Origin of the sequence: Roseibium aggregatum IAM 12614, from assembly GCF_000168975.1 — a bacterium.
Taxonomy (GTDB): domain Bacteria; phylum Pseudomonadota; class Alphaproteobacteria; order Rhizobiales; family Stappiaceae; genus Roseibium; species Roseibium aggregatum.
This window is the reverse complement of record NZ_AAUW01000011.1, coordinates 30,524-50,731: the sequence shown is the minus strand read 5'-3', so window position 1 is coordinate 50,731 and position 20,208 is coordinate 30,524. Positions and strand designations below refer to the sequence as shown.

Below are 20,208 nucleotides of genomic sequence, written 5' to 3'. Positions count from 1 at the left end.
GCGCTGTTCGCATATGCGAAAGATATTGCTGCAGTGCGAAATTTGAGGAAAATAATGCTGCTGAAACAATTCAAGCGGAAAAAATATCCAGCTTGATCCGATGCGGCCGCGAAATTATCTTGCGGCCATGTTCCAGACTTTTGATGATCTTAGTGATCCTTCCTGTGGCGCGCCGCATGTGGCGCTTCTCAGAGCCGAACTCTCCCGCCGTGGACTTGACGGCTTTCTCGTGCCGCGCGCCGACGCGCATCAGGGCGAATATGTGCCGCCGCACGATTGCCGGCTGCAATGGCTGACCGGATTTACCGGGTCCGCGGGTACGGCGGCAGTTCTTGGAGAGGATGCAGCCATTTTCGTTGATGGCCGTTACACCATCCAGGTCCGGGATCAGGTCGACATGGCGGTGTTTCCGGCGCGCCATCTGATCAATGAACCTGTGACCGACTGGCTTGCCGAGCGGCTGCAGGCGGGGCAAAAACTCGGCATTGATGCCATGCTGCATACGGTGCGCGAGGTTCGTCGGCTGGAGGAAATCTGCAAGGCGGCCGGCGCCACGCTGGTCAAGCTGACCCATAATCCCGTCGACAGCGTCTGGAAGGACCGGCCGGAACCGCCGCTCGGTCAGGTGTCGCTCTATCCGGTGGAACTTGCGGGACGCGAGTCGAAGGACAAGATAGCCGAAATCCAGTCGGCGCTTGGCGAGAAGAAGGCTGATGCCTGCGTGCTGACGCAGCCAGATTCGATCGCATGGCTGTTCAACATCCGCGGATCGGACGTCACGCATACGCCGCTGCCGCTGTCTTTTGCAACTGTTCCGGCAGAAGGCAAACCGTCTCTCTTTATCGATGGCCGCAAGCTGTCCAATTCCGTCCGCGACGCACTTGCCGATCTGACGGACCTCAACGAGCCAACCGAGTTCAAGCCGGGTCTGGAGGCTCTCGGAAAGGCGGGGGCCCGGGTGATGATCGATCCGAGCCTCGCTGGGATCGGCATTGCCGACGCCATCACAGGTGCGGGTGGGACGCTGCTGGAAGCCCAGGAGCCCGTCCTGTTGCCGAAGGCCATCAAGAACGAAACGGAACTGAAGGGTGCGCGCGCCGCGCATATCCGCGATGCCGTTGCTTTCGTGAATTTCCTTTGCTGGTTCGATGAAGTTGCCCCCAAGGGCGATCTCGACGAAATCAGCGCTGCTGAAAAGCTTGAAGAGTTCCGGCGGGACACCGGGGTTTTGAAGGATATTTCCTTCGACACGATTTCCGGTGCAGGCCCGAACGGGGCGATCTGCCACTACAGGGTCAGCCGGTCCAGCAATCTGAAGATCCCGGTTGGCAAACCGTTCCTGATCGATTCGGGTGCCCAATATGAAGACGGCACCACCGACATTACCCGTACGCTTGCGGTCGGTGAGGTGAGCGCGGAGATGAAGAAGCACTACACGCTGGTGCTGAAGGGGCATATCGCCATCTCCACGGCAAAATTTCCCGAAGGCACCACCGGAGCCCAGCTCGATACGCTTGCCCGGATCGACCTATGGAAGGCCGGTCTTGATTTCGACCACGGCACCGGTCACGGCGTCGGGGCGTACCTCGGCGTTCATGAGGGGCCTCAGCGCATTTCAAAAACCGGCACCGTGCCGCTGAAACCGGGTATGATCCTGTCGAATGAGCCGGGCTACTATCCGGCAGGCGAATACGGTATCCGGATCGAGAACCTGGAAATCATCACGCCGGCGCGGGATCTGCCGGGCGGGGAACGTCCGATGCTCGGTTTCGAGACCATCACCCTGGTGCCAATGGATTTGCGGCTGATTGAGCCCGGACTGCTGACCGCCGCCGAACGGGACTGGCTCAACCGCTACCATGAAAAGGTTCGCAATGAGATTGGCCCGCTGGTGGCGGCCAAGGAGCGGATCTGGCTGGAACAGGCGACAAAAGCGATCTAAAAGACCTTGGAGGCCGGTTCGGACCGGCCTCTCTGTTTTGAATTCTTCTTTATCGAGCTGAGGTTTTTCAATGCGCGCCGCGGACGTTCTCAAGATGCCGCTCTATGCTGCCGAGCTGGCAACCGGGGCCAAATCGTTTCGGGACAACCCGCTGATCGGCAGCCGCCGGCTGAATGAGGCCGGATTGCACGCCAAGCGCATCAAGCTCGCGGAACAGATGGCCGACGCGCGTCGTCGGAGGCTGGAGCATCTCCTGCCGGAAGCCGATCGCGAGGCTTATGCAAGGGACGGCTTCATCGCCACCCGGGACGTGTTGCCGGAAGCGGAACTGGCTGCCCTGCGCAAGGAAGTTGAAACGACGCGGTTCGACGCCTGGGACATGCGCCAGGGCAATGCAGTCACGCGTTTCATTCCCCTGCCGCCAAATGTTCTGGCGGATCTGCCTCACCTCAAAGCATTCGTCTGGAGCAAGCCGTTCCAGAACGGTCTGCGGTACGTCGGATCTACCAACGGCGATCCTCTGGTCTATCTGCACATCGTCATGACCAATCCGGACACCAAGCGGCGGGCAGACCCGCAAACGGCGTTCCACTCCGATACGTTCCATCAGACAGCAAAATCATGGTTCTTCCTCTATGACATCGACGATGCCGAGGGACCTTTCACCTATATTCCCGGATCGCACCGCCTGACGCCGGAACGGCTGGAGTGGGAACGCGAACAAAGCCTGTCGGCCTGCAGCGACAAGAACACGCTGCATGCCCGTGGCTCCTTCCGCCTGGCTCCCGAGGAGCTGGAACGGCTCAATTATCCTGAGCCGGTGCGTTTCGCGGTTCCCGGCAACACACTGGTCGTTGCCGATACGCACGGCTTCCATGCCCGTGCCACCAGCAAACGGCCGTCGGTCCGGGTCGGCATCTACGGCTCGTTGCGGCGGAACCCGTTTCTGCCGTGGGCCGGACTCGATCCGTTTGATCTGCCGGGGATCAGAGGTCGGCAGGCCCGGCTCTACATGGCGCAAAAGGATCTGCAATTCCGCCTGAAGGGCAAGGCCTCCCACAGATATGCCGGCAAGATCCTGGCTACCGATCCTTCGAAGTTCTGATCAGGCAGGCGGTTAGGCTGAGGCGCAGTCTGCCGCCCGTCTCTAATGGTGCTCTTCTTCGTTGGCCTTGATCAAGGCCTCGTTGAAGTGATTGAGCGCACGCACATGGCGCGCCAGCCCGATGATCCGGGTCGCATCCCTGCTGCTGACGACCGGTAGCAACGCTTCACCGCAGGAATCGAAACTTTTCAGCGCGCTTTCAAGCGAGTCGGTCTCATGCAGATAGTTGCCGTCCTCGCCCGGCCTGAAAACACGGTCTTCCTCGTTGGCGGGCGGAGGGTCCATGAAGTCTTTTACCTTCACCGTTTCGCCTAAAAAGCGGTGAATGCCATCGTTCACGAAATACCCGCGAAGTCCAAGCAGCCAATGGAAATAGGATTTTCCATGCACGGCCTGAGTCAGGCCGGTGGCGATCGAGACGGTCAGCAGCAGGGCGATGGAGAGCGTGTAGCCGCCGGTCAGTTCGAACACGATCATGGTCGTTGAAAACGGCGCTCCGAGAACAGCTGCAGCCACGGCTCCCATCCCCAGAATTGCATAAAGGCCTTCGCTTGAAGCGAGTTCTGGAAAGACGGAGGCGGCAATCAGCCCGAAGGCCCCTCCGGTCATCGCTCCGAGATAGAGTGAGGGAGAAAAGATGCCGCCGCCAAAGCGGGAGGCGAGCGTTATCGCGGTTGCCGCTGTTTTGGCAACGAGCAGTGCGAGCAGCATCACCAGCGGGAGCTGGTCTTTCAGCGCGGCATCCGTGGTCTCGTAGCCGACGCCGAGAACATCGGGAAAGACCAGCGCAATCAACCCGACCACGAAGCCCCCGGTGACGGGTCTCAGCCAGACAGGCATCGAGATGTTGCGTGCAAACCAGTCCGTTCCGATCAGGGCGAACTGGAACAGGATTGCCACAAGGGCAGAGACCATGCCGAGCAGGGCGAACGCCGGAAATTCCCAATAGGAGGTGATCTGGTGTCCGGGGATCACGAAGGCGGCGACGTCGCCAAACCAGAGCCGGGAAAACACGGTGCCCGTGACGGCGGCAATGGCGATGGGTGAAATCGCCGACATGGCGTAATGCCCGAGAATGACCTCGTGGGCGAACAGAACCCCTGCGATGGGCGCGTTGAAAGAGGCCGAGACCGCACTGGCGACGCCGCAGGCCAGCAGAATACGATGCGCGGAGTCGGGGAGCTGAAACAAGCGTCCGACCGACGCCCCGATGGTTGCGCCCAGATGCACGACAGGGCCTTCGCGCCCGGCACTGGCGCCGAACCCGAGCGATAGTGCGGTGATCAGGGCGGACGAAATGCCCGGCCAGAACGGCAGACCGCGCCCGCCCTTCACCCTGGCTTCGATCACATCCGCCACACTGAATGTTCTCTGCATCGGCTGCATGTACTGAAGCAGCAGGCCGACCAGCAGTCCACCGATGGTGGGGCCTGCGACGATCACATACCAGGGCAGGGTTGCAGCTGCACTGACGACACGTTCTGTCGCGGTGCCAAGCCAGGGCAACTGCACCAGGCTGATGATCTCGCGGAAGACGATGGCCGCCCAGGAGACGAAGCTGCCGATGAGAAGGGCCAGCAGCCAGACGATATGGCTTTTCTGACGCAAAAACTCTCTGACATTGAAGCCGATGCCGGAGAAAAGCCTAGCAATGCCGGAAAGAATGGCAGGAAAGAGACTTGAAAAAAAGTTCAATCGATCGGGCATTCGGTCTGCGGAACTCACCTGAGAACAAGAGCCAATCTGGCGCACGGGTCCATATTAAGGAGGAACCGCTTCACTTCACCGAGAAAATCAAAAAAAATGAGCTTGTCCCTTGATTTTCATGTGTTCAGGTTTAAGGAGAGGGCGTCGAAGCCTTGGCCCATGTTGCCGCTACGGTCGCCTAGACCGGTTGTTAAGGGCTCCGGCAATCGCCCTAACTCGCCCTCTCAGCCAAAAAGTGTTGGCCTGCCATGTCCGTTGTTGAACCGTCCGATACCTCACCACTGTCCGGTGAGGAGGCTCCCGACGCGAGAAAAGAACGTGTATTTTCTGTTCCGTTGCTGTGTCTTGTTGCATTCTTCATCGGGATCGTCGCAGCCATCGGGGCGGTTTTCTTCCGTTATCTGATCTCGATCGTTCACAACCTGTTCTATTACGGAAAATTTTCCACCGTTTACGACGCAAACCAGTTTGCAGATCCGAGCCCGCTTGGTGCCCTGGTCATTCTCGTGCCCGTCATCGGCGGCCTGATCGTGGTTTTTCTGGTCCGGACCTTCGCGCCTGAAGCCAAGGGCCATGGTGTGCCGGAGGTCATGTTCGCGATTTACCACAAGAAGGGTGACGTTCGCGGTGTGGTGGCGCTGGTCAAGTCCTTCGCATCGGCGATTTCCATCGGTACAGGAGCATCTGTCGGCCGCGAGGGGCCCATCATCCAGATCGGCGCTTCCTTCGGCTCGACGATCGCGCGTGCGCTGCATCTGCCGAGATGGCAGAAAATCACGCTGCTGTCGGCAGGCGCCGGGGCGGGGATTGCGGCAACCTTCAACACGCCGCTCGGCGGTGTGCTCTTTGCGGTCGAAATGCTCTTGCCTGAAGTCAGCAACCGGACATTCCTGCCGGTGGTTGTTGCCACGGCAACAGCGACCTATGCCGGTCGGATCGCCTTTGGTCTGGATCCCGCCTTTATCGTGCCGATCTCCGCGGAAGAGGCAATCGAGGCCATCGAACCGATCCAGCTTGGCGCGTATGCACTGCTTGGCGTGCTGGCGGGCGTCGCGTCCTGGGCGTTCATCCGCACGCTTGCCTGGTGCGAGGATCTGTTCCCCAAGCTTCCGGGCAATGATTACACCCAGAACATCATCGGCATGCTGATCATCGGCACGCTGAGCTATGTGCTGATGCTGACCACCGGTCACTACCACACGGCCGGTGTCGGCTATGCCACGATCCAGGATATCCTCAATTCGACGCCATATACGCTCATTCTGCTGGCGGTTCTTTTCGTCGCAAAGATCATTGCGACGTCGATCAGCCTTGGTGCTGGGGCATCCGGCGGTGTGTTTTCGCCCTCGCTGTTCATCGGTGCGACGCTTGGTGGCATGGTCGGTGTACTGTGTTCTCACCTCTTCCCGGACAGCGGCTTCACGGCGGTCGAATTCGCGCTTGTGGGCATGGGCGCTCTCGTGGGCGGGGCAACCGGCGCGTCGATGACCGCCATCGTGATGATCTTCGAGATGACCCGCGACTATAACGTCATCGTGCCGCTGGTTCTGGCGGTCGCGATTGCGGTCGGTATCCGGCGCTGGCTCATCAAGGACAACATCTACACCGTCAAGCTGCGCCATCGTGGCAAACCGATCCCGCTGAACCGGCACACCAACATGTACCTGGTGCAGCCGATCAAGGAAGTGATGGCAAAGAACTTCGTGATCCTGCCGCTCGACACGCCGATCCAGGAAGCCATTTCCGCCGTGAGTGCCGACGGGGCTTCCCACATCATCGCGTCCGATGGGGCCCGCATCGCCGGTTTCGTGCGCCTTGGCACAATCCCGTATCAGGCTGACCGTTTTGCGGGGCAGACCCTGCGCGCGGTCCTTTCGAGTGACTTCGTGGTTGCTCCGGCAACGAACATCATGAACTCGGTGATTACCCGCATGAACAACCGTAATCGCAGTTGCGCGATCATCGTCTCCGGCGATGGCCGCATTCCGCGTCCGGACGATGTGGTCGGTGTCGTCGATTCCAAGGAAATTGCCGGCGTCGTCGTCTCCAACCACTACGGCTGAGGCATTCGTCCAGCATGTCAGCCGGTGGAGCGGTTTCCGGCTCCACCGGCTTTTGTTTTTGCGTCTAACAATGGCTCAGGGTTTCTTGCGGATTTCGATATGGCGTCCGGCGCGTTCCGGGCGCGGCAAGGTACGATGGGCTTCCGACAAGGCCGTGAGATTGGCTGTGATATCTTCCGGCCAGGGAGCGACCTTGCGGGCGTTCATGTCGACATGAAGGCTGAGCTGCTCGGATGTCGCCGACAGCCAGCCGTCTTCCGCATGACGCAGTTCCTGGTAGAAGTGGGCGCGCTTGGCGTCGAAATCGATAAGCTGAAGCGTCGCGATCACCGGCATGCCGGCGCTGAGTTCGCGCACGTAGCAGACGTGCACTTCCGCGGTGAAATACGACGCGCCACGGGTCTTGACATAGTCGGGTCCGAGGCCGAGACGCAGGAAGACCTCATCGACGGCGGTATCGAACAGAACATTGTAGTAGGCCATGTTCAGGTGACCGTTGTAATCGATCCAGTCTTCCTTGACCGTCATGATTTCGCTTTCCACCGGCTTTGCGTCCCATGTCACCTTTCCAATCCTCCTTGCGCCATTGTGTCCAACCTTGCGGGAAATACCCATTAGGCTTTGACCTTTCGGGCCGGGACTAACATATTCGGTTTTTTACCGCGCAGACAAAGGCGCGGCCCTAGGAGGAAAGAAAATGCCGGAATTGGCAAGCACGCCCAATGCAGCGCAAGTTCTTGAAAAGAATAGCGGGATTGGCGCTGCCATCGAGAAGCTGACGGATCTGTTCAAGGACCGTTGCTCCACGTCGAAGGCCTTGCGGGAACAGCACGGCCACACCACAACCTGGTTGAAGAATCAGCCGCCCGACGCTGTCGTTTTTGCCGAGACGACCGAGGAAGTCGCCGAAGCAGTAAAGATCTGCGCGGCCCACAAGGTGCCGGTGATCGCGTTCGGAACAGGTTCCTCCCTCGAAGGCCATGTGAATGCACCGTACGGCGGCGTTTCCATCGACCTGTCACGCATGAACAAAATTCTGGAAGTCAACGCGCAGGATCTGGACTGCCGCGTCGAGGCCGGGGTGACGCGCAAGCAGCTCAACAGCTTCATTCGCGACACCGGCCTGTTCTTTCCGATTGATCCGGGTGCGGATGCAAGCATTGGCGGCATGGCGGCCACCCGTGCATCAGGCACCAATGCCGTGCGTTATGGCACAATGAAGGACGCTGTCCTGGGCCTCACCGTGGTGACGGCGGACGGGCGGATTATCAAGACGGGTGGACGGGCGAAAAAATCCTCGGCCGGCTATGATCTGACCCGGCTTTTTGTCGGCTCGGAGGGCACCCTTGGCATCGTCACGGAGGTGACCCTGCGCCTCAATGGTCAGCCGGAAGCCATTTCCGGTGGTGTCTGCCCGTTCCCGGATGTCGCGTCCGCCTGCAACGCGGTGATCATGACCATCCAGATGGGGGTGCCAGTCGCCCGTATCGAGTTGCTGGACGAAGTTCAGGTGCGCGGCTGCAACATCTACTCAAAGTTGGATCTGCCTGAAACCCCGACGCTTTTCCTGGAGTTCCACGGGTCTGAGGCCGGTGTTCAGGAGCAGTCCGAAACCTTCTCCGCAATTGCCGAGGAATTTGGCGGTGGGCCGTTCAAATGGGCAACGGGGGCGGAAGAGCGGACAAAGCTCTGGGCTGCGCGACATGACGCCTATTGGGCCGGCAAGTCGCTGAAGCCTGAAGCCAGCATCATGGTGACCGATGTCTGCGTGCCGATCTCGCGCCTTGCCGACTGCGTCGCGGCCACGGCCGAGGATATCCGCAACGAAGGCTTCCTGGCGCCAATCGTCGGCCATGTGGGCGACGGCAACTTCCACGTCCAGATCCTGGTCAATCTGGACGATCCGGAAGAAAAGCAGCGGACGGAAGACTTTGTCGGACGGCTTGCGCTGAGGGCGATCGACATGGGCGGCACCTGCACCGGGGAACATGGCGTCGGCCAGGGCAAGCAGAAATACATGGCCAAGGAACATGGCGAAGCGCTTGACGTGATGCGCGCTGTCAAACAGGCGCTTGATCCTGACAATTTGATGAATCCCGGCAAGATCCTGCCGCAGTCATGATATTGTATCGAATCAGTTCAATAAGCTCGTTTTGCTCCGCCGGACGCCGCAATGCGGCGATCCGGCCAGCGCCGGCAATCCTGTGTTTGCACTGCAGCAGAGATCGGCTACATCTATCCGGTACGATATCCGGTGACTTTGGAGAACAAGGAGACAAGGCCTGAACTCCGTCTACATCACGTTGGGTGTAACAGTCATTCTGGTGCTGGTGGCAGCGCTGGTCGGGCCGTTCTTTATCGACTGGACCGTTTATCGGTCGACCTTCGAAAGCTATGCAGAGCGCGCGCTGGGGCACAAGGTGACTGTGCTGGGCGAGGCGGATCTGCGACTTCTGCCCGCACCGTCCATCAGTTTTTCCGACGTACGCGTTGGCGGTGCGGAAGACCCGCTTCTGGTCGTGTCGCGCTTCGATATGCGGATCGAGCTTCCGTCCCTTCTGAAGGGTGAAATTCGTGTTCTGGATATGGAACTCGACCGCCCGCATCTGGCGCTTTCGCTGGATGAGGCGGGGCGTCTGGACTGGCTCACCGCCATGACCTCAAACGGTGCCATCGCCAAACTGGCACCGGACGATCTGACCTTCGAAAACGTCACGATCCGCGACGGGGCATTGACGATTGTCGATGCGCGGTCCGGGGATATCAACAGGATCGACAACGGCAATCTTGTCGTGTCCGCGCGGTCGCTCGCAGGGCCGTTCCGGGCTGCGGGCAGCCTCACGCTGAACGGAGCGCCCTATACGGTCAGTCTGGCAACAGGCCGCGCCCAGGAAGATGCCGGATTGCGCGTGAAGGGGGACGTGACGCCGACCAACCGGCCGGTCAGTTTCGCCTTTGATGGCCAGCTTCAGGTGGCCGACGCTGCCCCCGAATTCGACGGCCGTTTCACCATTGCCTCGGTTGCGCTGGAAGAAAACGATCCGAACATGTGGCAGGCGGAAGGGCAGTTCACTGCCGATATCGCCGAGGTTGCCGTTCCCGAATTCGAGTTCCGCTACGGGCCTGAAGACCGGCGCCTCAGCATGACCGGCAATGCGGATCTGGTTTACGCCGGTGACAAACGGTTCGAGATCCGGGCGCGGTCGAAGCAGGTTGATCTGGACAGGCTGCTAGGCGGCGGACCGCAGTCGCCGGTGGATATCAACGAGGCGGCAAAACGGCTGATCGCCGCCCTTCGTGTCGTACCGCTGCCGTCCATCGACGGCGCTGTCTCGATGGACGTTCCGGCCCTGGTCGCCGGTGGCGGCATCATCCAGAATGTCCGCCTGGATCTTGAAACCATGCTGGGTGGCTGGCGCGTGGCGCGCCTTGCCGGGCGCCTGCCGGGCCGCACGACTGTGGCGACCCAGGGGGATCTCGGTCTTGAGCCGTCTCTGACCTATCGCGGTGCGGTCTCGATCAGCTCCGATCAGCCTGCTTCACTGCTGAGCTGGTGGCGGAAGAAGGAAACCGGTGTCGGCACCATCGACCCGGTGAGCCTGGAAGGCCGTCTGAACCTGGTGCCCGAAGGGGCGGCGCTGGACAATCTGCGGCTGACCATTGCCGGGTCCGAAGCCCGTGGCGGCCTGTCTTACCGTATTCCCCGCAGCGGCAATTCGGAGTTCTCGCTTTCTCTGGAAGCGGATCGGCTCGATCTCGACCAGATCGAAAACATGGCCGCGCTGCTTCACCCGCAAGCGGGCGGGGCAGGGGAACCGGAAGATCCCAAAGGGCTCGACGTGTCCATCCGCCTGCGTGCCAAGCAGGTGGTGGCGCGCGGTGTCGAAGGTGAAGGTCTGGCGCTGGAAGCGGAATATTCCGACGGCGGCGTTCGCATCGACAGGCTGTTTGCGGACGACCTTGCAGGTGCCCGGCTCGACGTCTCAGGCGATATCCGCAATCTCTTTTCCGCGCCTGAAGGGGCTGTGTCCGGAACGCTCGATGCGCGGGACCTGAGCGGTCTTGTGGCGCTGGCGGGCGGATTGTTTCCCGAAACGATGTTTGCAGAGCGGCTGGAACGAGCAGCCGCAAGCCTGGTGCCTGCCAAGTTTGATGCCGAGTTGAAGGCTGCGGCGGCAGGCGAGGCAACAGACATGACGCTGCGCCTCGATGGCAGCGCGGGCGGGGCGGACACTGCAATCAATGCGGAACTCAAGGGCCGTGTCGATCAGTGGCACGATGCGGAAATTGCCGTTGGCGTGGAACTGAAGGGGCCGGATGGCGGCAGACTTCTGCAACAGCTCGGCTTTGACGTCATTCCGGTGGAAGCTGCCGGCAATGGCCATCTGACGCTGAACGTTGCCGGCATTCCGGCCAAGGGCCTGACGACACGCCTTGCCACCGAAATCGGCGGTTCGAAGGTGGAAGCCGACGGCACCTTGACCCTGAAGAAGGATGAAGCGCCGGAATACCTGATTTCCGTGAATGCGGAGACTTCGGACCTTGGGCCGCTGGCCTTGATGGCCGGGCGGGTTCTGCCGATCATGAGCGGCAGACTCCCGGCAGCGCTTTCGGTCGATCTGGAAGGCGTCGGCAGTTCGTTGGCGGTCAGCAGGGCCGAAGGTTCGCTCGGCGCGACGTCATTCGAGGGCCGTCTGGAAGGTGATCTGGAACCGGCACCGGGTGAACGCAACAGACGCTTTTCCGGTGAGATGACGGTCTCCGAAGCTGATCTGCGCACCATGACGGAACTCGTGCTGGGCCCGGACCAGTGGTTCTCGGCAGGGGACGGTTCCAGTATGTGGCCGACAACTCCGTTCGGCTCGCCGCTTCTGGATGGTCTCGACCTGACCTTGCAGCTCAAGGCAGACAGGATGCTGCTGGACGAGGGAACGGCTATCGCCAATCCCAGTGCCGAGCTTCGGGTGTCGCCAAGCCTGTTCCGCCTGGACGGGCTGCAGGGAGCCTTTGCCGGTGGCCAACTTGACGGCAGTCTTTCGATCCGCAGAACGGAAGCTGAGGCAGCGGCCTCTGGCCGGGTCAAACTCGACAATGCCGACCTGAGGCAGGTTTCCTGGCGGCCGGACAACAGAGCGGTCGCCTCCGGCACGCTCGATCTTTACCTGGAGTTCGAAGGGGCAGGGCGGTCGATCTCGGCCATCGTGACCGGCCTCAACGGCGGTGGCACATTCTCGATGGAAAATGGCGACTTCCGGGGTCTCAATCCGCAAGCCTTCCCGCTGGTGACCCGTGCGGTGGACGCAGGACTGGACCTTCAGGACGACAAGATCCGCGACGTTTTCGTCAGCCACATGGCTGCGGGCAGCCTGCCATTCAAACGCGTTGACGGCACGTTGACGATGGTTGGAGGCCGGCTGAGCGCACGCAACGTTGTGGTCGATGCCGAAAAGGCAGAGATCTTCGGCAGCGCCGAAGTGGACCTTGCCAACTACGATCTCGATGCGGATTTCTCTTTGAAGGTCGATCCGGGCGAGGATGCGGTGACCGGGGCAGAACCGCAGGTCGGGCTTCTGTTCGAAGGGCCTGTGGAAGCACCGGAGCGCCGCATCGATATCGCGCCTTTCACCGCCTATCTGACCCTGCGCGCCTTTGAGCGGGAAGTCGAACGCGTCGAGAAACTTCAGGCGGAAATCCTGGAGCGGGACCGTCTTGTACGGGAGTTGAAAAACCAGCGGGAAGGCGAGGCTCGGCGCAAGCGTGAAGCCGCACGTGCCGCTGAGGAAGAGCTGCTCCAACTGGAACAGGGGCCGTCTGAAGACGGCAGCCAGCCTCAGGCAGATCCCGACAAACAGGAAAACTCTGCCCTGCCGCCAAAGACCAACGATGCGCCGCGCAGGGAAACCCGCGCCGCGCCGCCACCTGTGCCGACGCCAGCCCCAGCACCGGCCCCCTTTGCCGAGCGCATTCGAGCTGTACTGGACTCTCCGGACCTGGAAGACCTGACGGCAGCGCCAGACACCGCTCCGGCCACCAATCCTTCGAACGGCCTGCCACCTCTGGATCCGCCCGTCTCCATTGAAGACCTGCTGACACGCGATGTCGGTGCACCTCTGGTCCTGCCCGGGGCACAGTAATAGGCCGGTATCACGGGCCTTCGCTCGTCGGTGTTGGGCAGGTGTTGCCTGAAGCCCATTGAACGGTGGTCGGAAAAGAAGCTGCCCTACCCACTTCAGCTTTCCATCAGTCTCCCCTCATCCTGAGGAAGCGCGAAGCGCTGTCTCGAAGGATGGGCTGCTTGCTCAGAGTGTGTCGCCATCCTTCGAGACGCGCGCAAGCGCGCTCCTCAGGATGAGGGAGATGTGTGTTGTTGAGGCGGCAAGAGGGCTGAAGCTCAGTGGCGGTCCGGGCACTTCCAACAGCGCTCTGGGGCACGCCAGAAACAGGGGACCAGCAATCTGATTGTCAGCCGTTCATCCCTCCGAAATCAGACCAGCTTCCATTTGCACCCGCTTCAAGGCCCAGACCCTGACTGCCGAAGACAGCGGGTCTTCCGGGTCGCGGTTGTCGTCGATTTCGGCGATCAGGCCGGCGAGGGATTTTTGCGTGGCATCGGCATGGGCATCGACCACGTCCCAGAACTCCGGCTCCAGCGCCAGGCTGGTGCGGTGGCCGTGAAGGGAGAGGGAGCGTTTGAGCAGAGCCATTGGCGATCAGTCGCCGTTGTCAGAAGGCTTCGGGCCAGAAGGGTTCTGGCCGGAAGGCTCTAGAGCGAATTTATCTGCGTCGGTTGTTTCAGGATCGGAGTGTTCAGCATTCGGTCCGTCACGCTTTCCCAGGAGATGGCCGTCGACATGAGTTTCGAGCGTTTCCCGGCGCTGGCGGGCGGCATCGCGTTCGGCTTTGGACCGGCCATACTTGCGCCGGTTGTCCTCGGCGGTCTTGTCCTTGTCCTCACGCTTCTTCTGTTTGCGCGCCATGCGCAGATTGATGATCTCCGCGCTCATGGGAAAGGCTCCCGATCTCAGGTCTTCTTGCGGAATGCGTCCAGGGAAACGACTTCGCCGCCACCGTCACTGTTTTCAGTGGCCTGAGCGGCAGGCTTGGCCTTCGGTTCGGCGGAGGCTGCTTCCCGGTCACCGTTGCCTTCGTCCTGCTTGGCTTCGTTGTCGCCATGCTCCTGCTCGGCCCTGGCAAGTTCTTCCACGGCTTCCAGCAATTCTTCCGGCAGTTCTTCTGCCGTCTTGCCTGGATCGAACTCCAGCGCGAACTGTACGGACGGATCGAAGAAGCCCTTGATGGCGGAGAAAGGCACAAGCAGTTTTTCCGGCACGCCGCCGAAGGACAGGCCAACTTCAAACGCATGTTCGCCGATGGCAAGGTCCCAGAACTGGTGCTGCAGAACGATGGTCATTTCCTGCGGATAGCGTTCCTTGAGCCGCTGAGAAATACGCACGCCCGGGGCATTGGTGTCGAACGCGATGTAGAAGTGGTGGTCTCCGGGCAGCCCGGTACGACCGACTTCGGCAAGTATTTTCTTCACCGCTCCACGCAGCGCGTCCTGGATCAGAATATCGTATCGCAGAAGGTCTTCAGACATCGGGTTTCGTCGAATCTCGCTGGAAAAGTCCACTATCAGGAGCACATTGACGGGCCGAGATCAAAAAGAAAAGGCTCTTTTCCAAGTGAACCCAGATTAATGTGTGCAACCGGGCAATGATCGCTCGCTGGTCCTGCACGCTATTTAGGACGGTTCAAATATATGGGAAGATCAAGTGGAGGCTTCTGTTGCCAGGTGCCTCCGAACCCCGCCCGTGAGTGCTACCTCAAAGGACTTAGTGGACTACCGGCGCAGCGTTACGCTGCGACAGCGTTGTCCATAGCATAGTTGTCATTTGCAACTATTAAGAAAGCCCGATAACGGTGGTACAATGCCGAGCAAAAGCACAGTCTTTACGCCCTCGTCGATCCTATTTCGCCCCCGCCGAAACCCATGGAGTTTCTGAAGCTTAGCCCCATGGGCTTGGGTGGAGGCGCCGGGTACCGCCCCCGGGTCCGATAGGTTTATTTCACTGACCATTTATTGCCATAGCTGGCGAACCAGCAGCCCTGATATAAGGTCTTCGGTCTTGAATTGAAAGAGGCTTCTGGCAATCCGAGTCGTTTGCCGGCTTGGCTCCTGGCCATTCTTCCACAGTTCGCCCAAGTTGGGGAAAGTGCAGGGAAGGGGCTGTCTTTTCGGGAAAATCTGCCAAGTTAACCTCAAACTCCAGATCTCACGACCGCGAAGGCTTCCGCCGTGCAGCAATATCTCGATCTCTTGTCAAAAATCCTGGACGAAGGCGTTGACCGGGGCGACAGGACCGGAACGGGCACACGCTCGATCTTCGGCCACCAGATGCGCTTCGATCTTTCGCAAGGGTTTCCCTGCACAACGACCAAGAAGCTGCACCTGAAGTCGATCATTCACGAGCTGCTGTGGTTCCTGGCGGGCGATACCAACATCCGGTATCTGAAGGAAAACGGCGTGAAGATCTGGGACGACTGGGCGGACGAGAACGGCGATCTCGGCCCGGTCTACGGCTACCAGTGGCGGTCCTGGCCTGCGCCGGACGGCCGGTCCATCGACCAGATCGCCAATCTCCTGAAGATGATCCGGACCAATCCGGAAAGCCGGCGGCTGATCGTGTCGGCCTGGAACCCGGCTCTGGTCGACGAGATGGCGCTGCCTCCGTGCCACTCGTTGTTCCAGTTCTATGTTGCTGACGGCAAGCTCTCCTGCCAGCTCTACCAGCGTTCGGCGGACGTTTTCCTGGGCGTGCCCTTCAACATCGCCTCCTATGCGCTTTTGACCATGATGGTGGCGCAGGTGACCGGCCTGAAGCCCGGCGACTTCGTGCACACCTTCGGTGATGCGCATCTTTATGCCAATCACTTCGACCAGGCACGCGAACAGCTCACGCGCTCGCCGCGGCCCTTGCCGGAAATGAAGATCAATCCGGAGGTCACCGATCTCTCTGCGTTCAAGTTCGAGGATTTCGAACTGACCGGTTACGATCCGCTTCCGCATATCGCGGCACCGATCGCCGTCTGATCAAGAGAACCGGTTAGGCAACTTCGAACCAGGTCATCATGCCGGAAGCGGCATGGCCCAGCATGTGGCAATGGATCAGCCACGTACCGGGATTGTCCGCAACAAAGGCGATCTTGACGGTCTCGCGCGGCTGGTTTGTGAAGGTGTCGCGCCAGTCCGGGTGTTCCAGTTTCGTGCCATCGCGCTCGATCACCCGGAAATGGTGACCATGCAGGTGGATCGCATGGGGGAAGGCCGTGTCGTTTCGGCTTTCCAGCAGGATCGTGTCGCCTCGCTTTGCGGAGAACATCGGATCCCCTTCCATTCCGGCGACACCATTGAAGGCCCAGAAGAGGCCTTCCGACATCATCTGGCGCATGTCCATTTCGACGCCGTTTCTCATCATCGACTGCATGCCGCCCATGGCACCGCCCGCCATCACCAGCGGCAGTTCCCAGGAAGAACCCAGATCGGGTTCCGGCAGCCGGTTCGGCGGCGGCAGCACCAGCGGAAGATCTTCGCTTTCGGTTTCCGAGACGACGAAGTTGGCGAAAGTGAACGGCTTGCCGGTCATCATCTCGAACGGCAGCTTGCCGGTTTCCTGAGGACGGAGCACCAGATCCATGCGCTGCGCCGGGGCCAATTGCACGGTTCCCTCGATCTCTCGTGCGCTATCAAAGGCCTGACCGTCGAGGCCGATCAGCTTGGCACCGAACCGGGCCGGGGCAAGATCGAGAATGCGTGCGGTCGAGGCATTGATCAGGCGCAGCCGGTGCCAGCGGTCCTTCTTCAATGCAATGTCCGGCATCGAGGCGCCGTTGATGGTCAGCCAGTTGCCCAGCCTTCCGGCATGGGCGAAATCGTGCATGGCGCCGAAGCTGGCAGTTTCCAGAATGCCGTTTTCGTCCAGACGCCAATCGTTGAGGACCAGCGTGATGTCGCAGTCCGGATCGAAGGATGGCTCGTCATCCTCGACGATCAAGGCGCCCGCAAGGCCGCGGGGCACCTGGTTCCAGCTCATGTTGTGGGCGTGATACCAGAAGGTGCCTGCGTCCGGTGCGACAAAGTCGTAGTCGAAGCTTTCTCCGGGGGCGACGGCGGGTTGGGTCAGGCCGGCAACACCGTCCATGGCATTGTCGATGCGGATGCCGTGCCAGTGGACCGAGGTCGGTTCGTCAAGGTTGTTGGTGAAGCGCACTCTGACGCGTTCCCCTCGCTTGACGCGGATCTGCGGGCCGGGCAGCCGATCATTATAAAGCCAGAGGTCGGAGAGGCCGCCGTCCTTGCCGTAAAGACGAGCCTGTCCCTTGACCGCCGCAAGATCGAAAAAACCGTCTTCGGTTTTTGCCAGCGCAAAGACGGGTGACATGGCAGCCACGCATCCGGCTGCAGATGCTTTCAAGAACGAACGGCGATCCATCCGGCCACCTTCCTCACGCTGATTTTCTTTCCAAGAATATGGTGGTTCCAGTTGGTGGAAGGTCAAGCGCCGACCTTTGGATAATACGCGCAAATAGTGCTCGCATTTGGCGATAAAACTGCCGACACTTCCTTCCGGTTTTGATGAAGAGGTCCGCTCATGAAATCTGGCGCAGGTCTGTCGCTTTCACCTCACGCAGCAGCGGCCGAGCGCCGCGGGTTTGGTACCTCCCTGGGGCGCAAGCTTTGCGCCGGTGTCGAGGCGGGATTGCTGCCGCATCTTCATGCCGTGCTTGCGGAGCGGGGCGGTGAAACGGTTCTGGAAAGCTATGGCCAGGGACAGGACGAAAACTGGGGCCGCCCGATCGGTGAAGTGACTTTCGGTGCGGAAACCCTTCACGACCTGCGCTCTGTCACCAAATCCATCGTCAGCCTGCTTTACGGCATCGCGCTGGAGCGGGGAGAGGTGCCGAGGCTGGATACGCCTCTTCTGGAGCTCTTTCCCGAATATGCCGATCTTGCCGGCGACCCGAAACGCATGGAACGGACCGTGGAGCACGCCTTGACCATGTCGCTCGGCATGGAGTGGGACGAGACCCGGCCATACACAGATCCGGAAAACAGCGAGATCGCCATGGAAATGGCTCCGGACAGATACCGCTACGTTCTGGAGCGGCCGTTAGTGGAAGACCCAGGCCGGCGCTGGATCTACAGCGGAGGGGCGACCGCCCTTGTGGGAGAGATCCTGCAACGGGGCACGCGGCAGAAGCTTGCCGACTATGCAAGGGAACGTCTGTTCGCGCCGCTTGGAATAACGCAGTTCGATTGGTCGGTCGGCCGTGACGGAACACATTCCCCGGCGTCCGGGCTGAGGCTGACCGCACCGGACCTGATGAAGATCGGACGCCTGGTCCTGAACAACGGCATCTGGCAAGGCAAGGAGATCGTTCCCGAAGCCTGGCTTCGGGCGTCGCTGCAGCCGATCATCGAAACGAGCGAAGGCCCGGGATATGGCTATTTCTGGTTCTGCGGACAGGCGCCGGTACCGGCATTCGGCGGGCCGGTGCCCTGGTTCGCCGGCTTCGGCAACGGCGGCCAGCGGCTCTGGCTGTGCCCCAAGGCAGACGTCGCGGCCGTCATCTACTCCGGCAATTACAATGACTGGACCGCCTGGATCCCGCCGACCCGTGTCTGGAGCGAGATCATTCTGGCGAATTTGCGGGAGGCTTAGGGGGCATTCCCTCGTCTTGCTTGCTAATCTTGCAACGAGAACATCCTCATCCTGAGGAGCGAGCCTGCTCGCGTCTCGAAGGACGGGCCCCACGCGCAGAATATGCCGCCCATCCTACGAGACAGCGCTGCGCGCTTCCTCAGGATGAGGGGGGAGGAGGCGAGACAAAGCTCAGCTTGGCTGCACTGATCCGCAATTTAGGGCGAAAGCTCGAAGGGCTTTCACCCCTGCCGATGCGCCTCAATGACGTCCCGGTACCACAGGGCACTGTTCTTCAGCGCACGGACCTGGGTGTCGTAATCCACGTGAACGATGCCGAAGCGCATTCTGTAGCCTTCGGCCCACTCGAAATTGTCCATCAGGCTCCAAAGGAAATAGCCCTTCACCGGAACACCTGCCTCGCGTGCATCGGCGATGGCGCCGAAATGTTTTTCCAGATAGTCGATCCGGAGCTGGTCGTTGACGACGCCGTCCTGAGGCTCGTCGTTATAGCAGGCACCGTTTTCGGTGATGTAGCAGTCCGGCAGCGGGTAACGGGTGTCGAGATCCTTGAGGAGATCCGACAGGCCCTTTTCATAGACTTCCCAGCCGATATCGGTCAGCTCCGGGCCCGGAGTTGGTGGAACCGTCTCGGCCATCGGATAGACCGCGTCGACATTGGTGTCTGCTTTCACGCGTAGCGGCGTGTAGTAGTTCAGACCCCACCAGTCGAGAGGCTGATGAATGGTCTTCAGGTCTCCGTCGCGAATGTCCATTTGATCGCCGAAGGCGTCGAGCACGTCCGCCGGATAACGTCCTTCGAACATCGGTTCAAAGAAAAGACCGTTGTTGAACTGGAAGGCGCGCTCTGCTGCTTGCCTGTCCTGCGGCGCGTCGCTGGCGGGATAGACGGAATGCGCGTTGATGACGATGCCCATCGGCAGGTCCGACTGCACGGATCTGGCAGCCTGAACACCCAGGCCATGTGCCAGGTTCAGCGTGTGCACACTGGCCGCGAAGGCCTCCACGCTTTTTTCGCCCGGTGCATGAATGCCGTAAAGGTGGCTGAGATGGCAGATGCACCAGGGCTCGTTGATGGTCGCCAGTGCGTCCATACGGTCGCCGAGCCGTCTGACAACAAGCTCGGTGTAGTCCGCAAAGGCTTCCGCCGTGCTGCGGGCGGTCCAGCCGCCGTCGCCGGCCAGGGTCAGCGGCAGGTCCCAGTGGTAAAGCGTCGGATAGACCTTCAGGCCGCGCGCGACCATGCCGTCGATCAGCCGATCGTAGAAATCGAGGCCCTTTTCGTTCACCGGGCCACGGCCATCCGGAAGAATGCGCGGCCAGGCGATGGAGAAGCGGTAGGCGTCGACGCCGAGCGACTTGATCAGATCGAGATCGCTTTCCCAAAGATGGTAGTGGTCGCAGGCAATATCGCCCGAATGCCCTTTATAAACGCGCCCAGGCATCTTGGAAAATGCATCCCAGATGCTGGGCTTGCGGCCGTCTTCACGGGTTGCGCCTTCGATCTGATAGGCGGCGGTTGCAACACCGAACAGGAAATCACCGGGAAAACGGGTTGCAAGATCTTTGGGAAATGCCATGGAAACTCATCTTGAGCAAGAACGCGATTGGGACGGTCATAGGTCTCAAAGCGCTTTGGATCAAGTGATTTCGTCATATGATCGCCGATCT

At 60.4% G+C, this 20,208-nt stretch carries 14 protein-coding genes and 1 other RNA gene; 7 read left to right on the top strand and 8 right to left on the bottom strand.

Annotated elements, in window-relative coordinates:
* The first annotated feature begins 127 nt into the window (after positions 1–127).
* Positions 128–1,942, top strand: coding sequence for an aminopeptidase P family protein (locus SIAM614_RS15715; RefSeq protein ID WP_040440452.1), 1,815 nt, complete (start codon positions 128–130; stop codon positions 1,940–1,942).
* A gap of 70 nt (positions 1,943–2,012) precedes the next feature.
* A complete protein-coding gene (locus SIAM614_RS15710) occupies positions 2,013–3,047 on the top strand; it encodes a phytanoyl-CoA dioxygenase family protein (RefSeq protein WP_006935920.1) in 1,035 nt (344 codons plus the stop codon).
* A gap of 42 nt (positions 3,048–3,089) precedes the next feature.
* On the opposite strand, the gene SIAM614_RS15705 is transcribed toward SIAM614_RS15710, so the two are convergent.
* Entirely contained in the window at positions 3,090–4,754 is a 1,665-nt protein-coding gene (locus SIAM614_RS15705) for a chloride channel protein (RefSeq protein WP_081455270.1), read from the bottom strand.
* Positions 4,755–5,002: 248 nt separating this feature from the next.
* On the opposite strand from SIAM614_RS15705, the gene SIAM614_RS15700 reads away from it, so the two are divergent.
* Positions 5,003–6,817: a chloride channel protein gene (locus tag SIAM614_RS15700; RefSeq protein WP_006935916.1), complete on the top strand. Its 1,815-nt coding sequence runs from the start codon at positions 5,003–5,005 to the stop codon at positions 6,815–6,817.
* Between the two features lie 75 nt (positions 6,818–6,892).
* Here SIAM614_RS15700 and SIAM614_RS15695 read toward each other — a convergent pair whose 3' ends face one another.
* On the bottom strand, positions 6,893–7,432 hold the full coding sequence (locus SIAM614_RS15695; RefSeq protein ID WP_006935915.1) for a thioesterase family protein: 540 nt from the start codon (positions 7,430–7,432) through the stop codon (positions 6,893–6,895).
* Positions 7,433–7,514: 82 nt separating this feature from the next.
* On the opposite strand from SIAM614_RS15695, the gene SIAM614_RS15690 reads away from it, so the two are divergent.
* Both SIAM614_RS15690 and SIAM614_RS15685 read left to right on the top strand, forming a co-directional pair.
* Positions 7,515–8,939 (top strand): FAD-binding oxidoreductase, encoded by a 1,425-nt coding sequence (locus tag SIAM614_RS15690; protein ID WP_006935914.1) that lies wholly within the window; start codon positions 7,515–7,517, stop codon positions 8,937–8,939.
* A gap of 181 nt (positions 8,940–9,120) precedes the next feature.
* Complete coding sequence (locus SIAM614_RS15685) at positions 9,121–12,951, top strand: AsmA family protein (RefSeq protein WP_006935913.1); 3,831 nt, start codon at positions 9,121–9,123, stop codon at positions 12,949–12,951.
* 336 nt (positions 12,952–13,287) lie between these two features.
* Here the strand turns inward: SIAM614_RS15685 and SIAM614_RS15680 are convergent, their stop codons facing one another.
* The 4 genes from SIAM614_RS15680 to ssrA all read right to left on the bottom strand — a co-directional run bounded on the left by SIAM614_RS15680 (position 13,288) and on the right by ssrA (position 14,958).
* On the bottom strand, positions 13,288–13,521 hold the full coding sequence (locus SIAM614_RS15680) for a ribbon-helix-helix domain-containing protein (protein WP_006935912.1): 234 nt from the start codon (positions 13,519–13,521) through the stop codon (positions 13,288–13,290).
* A 6-nt stretch (positions 13,522–13,527) separates the two neighbouring features.
* The gene (locus SIAM614_RS30625; protein ID WP_006935910.1) at positions 13,528–13,821 is read right to left on the bottom strand and encodes a DUF4169 family protein; all 294 of its coding nucleotides are present in this window, start codon (positions 13,819–13,821) and stop codon (positions 13,528–13,530) included.
* A gap of 17 nt (positions 13,822–13,838) precedes the next feature.
* Positions 13,839–14,414 carry an SspB family protein gene (locus tag SIAM614_RS15670; protein WP_006935909.1) on the bottom strand — a complete coding sequence of 192 codons (576 nt, stop codon included), beginning with the start codon at positions 14,412–14,414 and terminating at the stop codon, positions 13,839–13,841.
* A 174-nt stretch (positions 14,415–14,588) separates the two neighbouring features.
* Positions 14,589–14,958, bottom strand: a transfer-messenger RNA (tmRNA) gene (gene ssrA / locus SIAM614_RS31220).
* Positions 14,959–15,113: 155 nt separating this feature from the next.
* Between ssrA and SIAM614_RS15665 the strand changes: the two genes are divergently transcribed.
* Complete coding sequence (locus SIAM614_RS15665; RefSeq protein WP_006935904.1) at positions 15,114–15,908, top strand: thymidylate synthase; 795 nt, start codon at positions 15,114–15,116, stop codon at positions 15,906–15,908.
* A 13-nt stretch (positions 15,909–15,921) separates the two neighbouring features.
* Here the strand turns inward: SIAM614_RS15665 and SIAM614_RS15660 are convergent, their stop codons facing one another.
* Complete coding sequence (locus SIAM614_RS15660) at positions 15,922–17,256, bottom strand: multicopper oxidase family protein (RefSeq protein ID WP_208984006.1); 1,335 nt, start codon at positions 17,254–17,256, stop codon at positions 15,922–15,924.
* Between the two features lie 210 nt (positions 17,257–17,466).
* On the opposite strand from SIAM614_RS15660, the gene SIAM614_RS15655 reads away from it, so the two are divergent.
* Entirely contained in the window at positions 17,467–18,537 is a 1,071-nt protein-coding gene (locus SIAM614_RS15655; RefSeq protein WP_006935902.1) for a serine hydrolase domain-containing protein, read from the top strand.
* A gap of 221 nt (positions 18,538–18,758) precedes the next feature.
* On the opposite strand, the gene SIAM614_RS15650 is transcribed toward SIAM614_RS15655, so the two are convergent.
* Positions 18,759–20,117 carry a GH1 family beta-glucosidase gene (locus SIAM614_RS15650; protein ID WP_006935901.1) on the bottom strand — a complete coding sequence of 453 codons (1,359 nt, stop codon included), beginning with the start codon at positions 20,115–20,117 and terminating at the stop codon, positions 18,759–18,761.
* Positions 20,118–20,208: the final 91 nt, after the last annotated feature.

What these genes read in the sequence shown, in the direction of transcription:
- SIAM614_RS15715 (WP_040440452.1), top strand. Translation starts at nt 128, where the DNA reads ATGTTCCAGACTTTTGATGATCTTAGTGATCCTTCCTGTGGCGCGCCG.
- SIAM614_RS15710 (WP_006935920.1), top strand. Translation starts at nt 2,013, where the DNA reads ATGCGCGCCGCGGACGTTCTCAAGATGCCGCTCTATGCTGCCGAGCTG.
- SIAM614_RS15705 (WP_081455270.1), bottom strand. Translation starts at nt 4,754, where the DNA reads ATGCCCGATCGATTGAACTTTTTTTCAAGTCTCTTTCCTGCCATTCTT.
- SIAM614_RS15700 (WP_006935916.1), top strand. Translation starts at nt 5,003, where the DNA reads ATGTCCGTTGTTGAACCGTCCGATACCTCACCACTGTCCGGTGAGGAG.
- SIAM614_RS15695 (WP_006935915.1), bottom strand. Translation starts at nt 7,432, where the DNA reads ATGGGTATTTCCCGCAAGGTTGGACACAATGGCGCAAGGAGGATTGGA.
- SIAM614_RS15690 (WP_006935914.1), top strand. Translation starts at nt 7,515, where the DNA reads ATGCCGGAATTGGCAAGCACGCCCAATGCAGCGCAAGTTCTTGAAAAG.
- SIAM614_RS15680 (WP_006935912.1), bottom strand. Translation starts at nt 13,521, where the DNA reads ATGGCTCTGCTCAAACGCTCCCTCTCCCTTCACGGCCACCGCACCAGC.
- SIAM614_RS30625 (WP_006935910.1), bottom strand. Translation starts at nt 13,821, where the DNA reads ATGAGCGCGGAGATCATCAATCTGCGCATGGCGCGCAAACAGAAGAAG.
- SIAM614_RS15670 (WP_006935909.1), bottom strand. Translation starts at nt 14,414, where the DNA reads ATGTCTGAAGACCTTCTGCGATACGATATTCTGATCCAGGACGCGCTG.
- SIAM614_RS15660 (WP_208984006.1), bottom strand. Translation starts at nt 17,256, where the DNA reads ATGTCACCCGTCTTTGCGCTGGCAAAAACCGAAGACGGTTTTTTCGAT.
- SIAM614_RS15655 (WP_006935902.1), top strand. Translation starts at nt 17,467, where the DNA reads ATGAAATCTGGCGCAGGTCTGTCGCTTTCACCTCACGCAGCAGCGGCC.
- SIAM614_RS15650 (WP_006935901.1), bottom strand. Translation starts at nt 20,117, where the DNA reads ATGGCATTTCCCAAAGATCTTGCAACCCGTTTTCCCGGTGATTTCCTG.